The sequence below is a fragment of the uncultured Adlercreutzia sp. genome (genome assembly GCA_910585575.1).
Lineage (GTDB): Bacteria > Actinomycetota > Coriobacteriia > Coriobacteriales > Eggerthellaceae > Adlercreutzia.
Map to the genome: position 1 here is coordinate 1 of CAJUFS010000114.1, position 4,601 is coordinate 4,601.

The 4,601-nt window shown below is 61.5% G+C and carries 2 protein-coding genes; one reads left to right on the plus strand and one right to left on the minus strand.

Features of this window, described 5'->3' with window-relative positions; translation table 11 throughout:
* Positions 1 to 696: 696 nt before the first annotated feature.
* Complete coding sequence (locus QZ307_RS10755) at positions 697 to 1,995, plus strand: DUF4143 domain-containing protein (protein WP_295999704.1); 1,299 nt, start codon at positions 697 to 699, stop codon at positions 1,993 to 1,995.
* 587 nt (positions 1,996 to 2,582) lie between these two features.
* Here the strand turns inward: QZ307_RS10755 and QZ307_RS10760 are convergent.
* Positions 2,583 to 4,229, minus strand: coding sequence for an amidohydrolase (locus QZ307_RS10760; RefSeq protein ID WP_295999705.1), 1,647 nt, complete (start codon positions 4,227 to 4,229; stop codon positions 2,583 to 2,585).
* Between the last annotated feature and the right edge of the window lie 372 nt (positions 4,230 to 4,601).

The following is a 4,601-nucleotide window of genomic DNA, read 5'->3' on the forward strand; positions in this document are numbered from 1 at the left end:
AGCGGCCGCCCTCGTCGCCGGAGTCGCTATTCTTCCCCAAAAAGGTTACGCCGTGCCCTTGGAGCGCGGCGTTCTTCATCCGCCCTCCCTTTGTAAAGCGTAAAACGTACTTATCACTTTATATATAGAATATAGAAGTGCTAAATATATTTTCAGCTTTATCCATTTCGCTTGCAGGCGAAGACGTGAGGGGCGTAAACGATGGCAGCCGTCCTGTAGGACGGCAAAGGTTCAGTCCTCTAGGGCTTTAGCGGGGAGAATGAGCCGTTGGTTGGGAAAATATCGGAGAACCCTTGGGAAAAAACAGGATGGCCGCCAGTGGGCTTCGCTGTGCAGCCACGCTGATAGCCTGCAAAAGTGCGGAGGTCGGATTCGCTAGGGCGTTGGCTGCGCACTAGGATACAGAAGACGCCGCCTCTTGCGAGGCGGCGTCTTGGGACGAGGTTGCGCGAGGTCGCGGCCGGAGCGCGAGTCCTCGCTACTTCTTCGTCTTCACGGCCTTGGTCTTCGACCAGCCGGAGCAGTAGGTTTTGCCGCCCACTTTCTTATAGGAGCGCGGCTGCAAAATTCGGAAAATCATAAATGAAAAATTCGGAAAATCATAAATGAAAAATTCGGAAAATCGTAAATGGATGTTATGCAAATCTGAAACATCAGGTACTATGGGGCTATTGCCTTAGAGGAAAGCGAGGGGCTATGCCTTCTGATCTTTTGCCGGCTGGTGAGTATCTTCCTCGTATTGTTGATGCTCGCGTCGAGGAGTATCTGAGCATATTCGGTGCTGTTGAAATTGCGGGAACAAAGTGGTGCGGGAAGACGTGGACGGCGTGCGCACACGGCAGCAGCATTACTTATGTGGATAGAATCCTCCCACTCGTCAAGTCCGACCCGGGCGCAGCTCTCGCAGGCGATCGGCCTCACGTTATCGATGAATGGCAGCGTGCTCCCTTGGTATGGAATGAGGTCCGCCACGCCGTTGATGCGCAGCGAAAGCTGCGGGGCGCTTGGGTGCTCACGGGATCGTCCACGCCGCTTCTCAAGAGCGATGCCGAAGCCGAGGCCCTTCATAGCGGGGCGGGACGTATTGGCAGGATACGCATGTATCCTATGTCGCTGACCGAATCGGGAGATTCGTCGGGGGCCGTTTCCCTTGCCGGCCTCTTTGAGGGCCGGTTCGCGCCAACGACGGTTCCCGGCGATGCGGCATCGCTTGCCTCCCTGGCTTGTCGAGGCGGCTGGCCCGAAGCACTTGATTTGACGGCGACGCAGGCTCAAATCGTCGCGCGCGAATATCTCGAGCTTGTCTTTTCGGAAGGAGTGGCACGTTACGGAAAGAGTGGGGAAACGGCTCGTCGCATTGCTCTTTCGCTTGCGCGCAACGTGGGGCAATCTGCAACGTATCAAACTATCATCGATGATATATCAGCTGGTGACGAGCCTCTTGTTGCAGCTAATACGCTTGCGTCGTATCTCCAGCTTTTGAAAGACCTCTACTTTATTGAGGAGGTGCCGGGATGGGTTCCGCCGCGAAGATCGCCGAAGCGTCTTGCGGTGAAACCGAAGCGGTATTTCGCCGACCCGTCCATTGCCTCCGCGCTGATAGGCGTTGACGAGAAAAGCCTTCTTGAAGATTGGCAAACGTTTGGTCTCGTATTCGAGAACATGTTCATACGAGATTTGTCCGTGTACGCGGGGGCTTTGCCCGGGACATCAGCGACCCCGGTCCGCTATTATCGCGACGATAGCGGCCTTGAAGCCGATGCCATCGTCGAACTGTCTGATGGAAGGTGGGCAGCATTCGAATGTAAACTGGGGAGCGCAAGCGCCGACAAGGGCGTTGCCAGCCTCCTGCGCCTGAGGAAGAAGCTCGAGGCCAACCCTAAGGCCCGGACGCGTCCTCCCGAGTTCATGGCGGTAATCACGGGAACGGGGGAGTACGCCTATAAGGTTGAGGAGGGGGTCTACGTTATTCCTCTGAGATCCCTCGGTGCCTAGGCAGTCAGAGCAGCGGACGGCCGCGGTGCCCCCGGAGGGCACCGTCTGAACACTTACTTAGAAAGCGGCCGAAGGCCGCAAGTTGAAAGCATGAAGGAGCGCAGCGCCCGAGCGAAGCGAGTCAGCGGAGCGGCGCGTGCCCGGAGCGGGGTGCCGGGGCCGGGAGCGGACAGGTCGAACAGCTTGGGGCGCAGCGGCGCGTGCCTGGAGTGGGGCGCCGCGGTCGGGAGCAGACGGGCTGCACAGCTTGGGGCGGAGCGCCCGGGCTCGTGGGTTCCGGGGTGGGCTCCGGGCTCGGGGCGCACGGGTAGAAGAGCCTGGAGCGGATTGCTGAGCGCCCAAAGCGGATGCTAGGTTCCAGAAGCGGGTGGTTTGGTAGCCCGTCCGCTGTCGAAACGCGTGGGTTTGGTTCCCTGCTGTCATAAAACCCCAGGTCGGAAATTTCCCAACGAAGCGGACGCGGTACCAAGCTGCTCTATCTGGGAACCTAGCTTCGGACAGGGCCGCTGCTCGAAGCGGAGCGCTGGCGTTGGGGCTGGGAGCGGACAGGTGGACGAAACTGCTCAACTTCCGCAGCGGGTCCCTCCCTATTCCGCCTCGTACACCTGCTTGCCGCCCACGTACGTGGTCTGCACCTTCGCTTGCTGGACGTCCTCGGGGGCCAGGGAGAAGGGGTTGGGACTCAGTACCACCAGGTCGGCGTACTGGCCGGGGACTAGCTCGCCCACTTCGCCGGCCCGCTGGGCTGCGGCGGCGCTGCCGGCGGTGTAGGCGCTCAGGGCCTCGGCCAGGGTGATGGCCTCCTCGGGCAGCCACCCGCCTTCGGGCTCGTGGGTGTCGGCGTCGCGGCGGGTGACGGCGGTGTACACCGCGTCCAGCGGGTCGATGTCGGTGACGGGGGAGTCGGTGCCGAAGGCCAGGGTGGCGCCGGCATCCAGCAGCGTGCGGAAGGGCCACATATAGGGGACGCGCTCGGCCCCCAGGTCGCGCTCGGGGCCGCCGGGGTCCAGCGTGATGTGGCGCGGCTGCACCGACGCAATCACGTCCGCGCGGGCCAGACGCTCGATATCGGCGGGCTGGAAGTTTTCTAGGTGCTCGATGGTGTGGTGGGCCACCCCTCCGAGGACTTGTCCCACCGGATGCCGCTCGAAAATGTCCAGGCACTGATGGATCGCCTCATCGCCGATAGCGTGGACGCGCACGGCGTGGCCCTCGGCCGCTGCGGGCGCTACCAGGGCTTCCATGACCTCGGGGCCCACGGTGGGGCGCCCGCAGTCGCCGTCGAAGCGCGCGTTGGAGTAGGGGTCGTGCACCCAGGCCGTGTGCTGGCTGGACACGCCGTCGAAGAACTGCTTGAAGCCCCGCGCCTGTAAAAGCGGTCCGGTGTGCGCGGCTTGCAGCTCGTCCAGGCGGCCGCGGTCTTCCAGCAAGGTGGGGAACATCGACACGCGCACGGTCAGCTCATCGTTGGCCTCCAGCTGGGCATACAGGTCGTCACGCACGAAGTCGAGCCCGGGCATGGCCATGAGCGACACGTCGCACACGCCGGTAATGCCGTGCTCGTTCAGGTACCGCTCGAAGGAGCGATAGGCGTCCAGCAGCTCCTCGGTGCTGAACTCCGCCACAATGCGCGGCATAAGCTCCATGGCCGCGGCCTCGCGCACGATGCCGGTGAGGTGCCCCGCCTCGTCGCGGTCGTAGCTGCCCCCGGCCGGAGGCTCCGTGTCGTCGGTGATGCCCAGGCGTTCCAGAGCGCAGGAGTTCAGCCACAGGGTGTGCGCGTCTCCCGAGTACATGGCCACGGGCCGATCGGGATAGGCCGCGTCCAGCGAGGCCTTCGACGGCATACCCGCCGGGTTCCACAGGTAGTCGCGCCAGCCCTGGGTGAGCAGCCACGATCCTGCAGGGCGCCGCGCCGCCAAGGGCGCCAGGCGCGCCACGGCGTCGGCCTCGTTCTCGCCCACGAAGCGCTCGGCCAAAGGCGACAGATACAGCGCGGAATGGAAGACATGCATGTGGGCATCGTGAAAGCCCGGCATGATGAGGGCGTCGCCGAAATCGCGCACCTCAGTGTCGGGCCCTTGCAGCTCCCCGGGCATGTCGGCGGGATCGCCCACCCAGATGATGCGGTCGCTAGTCACGGCTACCGCAGCGGCATGGGGCTCCTCTTCGGAGCCGGTAAACACCGCGCTGCTGCGCAGGATAAGATCAGCGGGGAAAAACGACGAATCCATGCAGGTGCTCCCTTCGAAACATAGCTTCGAGGGGGAGTATACGCGCTTGTCGCAAATTGTTCACCTGCAAAAGAAGCAATTTTTCCAAAGAGGAGCAACGACGGTCTCTTTCCGTCAAATACGCAAAGTTGAGTGAATTTACGCGCTGTTTTGCTCAGTGCTGTCGAAAAGAAAACTTGACATAGTGTTAGTAAGATAACGAGTTGTGGGCAAACGATGATTATCGAAAACCCCCGCATAGATGCGGTGTCAATGATCAAGCCGCCTATAGATGCCCAGAAATCGGCAAAATGCGTAAAAAATTGAGTACTCGGCTAAACACGGCGTAACCTTTTTGGGGAAGAATAGCGACTCCGGCGACGAGGGCGGCCG

What these genes read in the sequence shown, in the direction of transcription:
- QZ307_RS10760 (WP_295999705.1), bottom strand. Translation starts at nt 4,229, where the DNA reads ATGGATTCGTCGTTTTTCCCCGCTGATCTTATCCTGCGCAGCAGCGCG.
- QZ307_RS10755 (WP_295999704.1), top strand. Translation starts at nt 697, where the DNA reads ATGCCTTCTGATCTTTTGCCGGCTGGTGAGTATCTTCCTCGTATTGTT.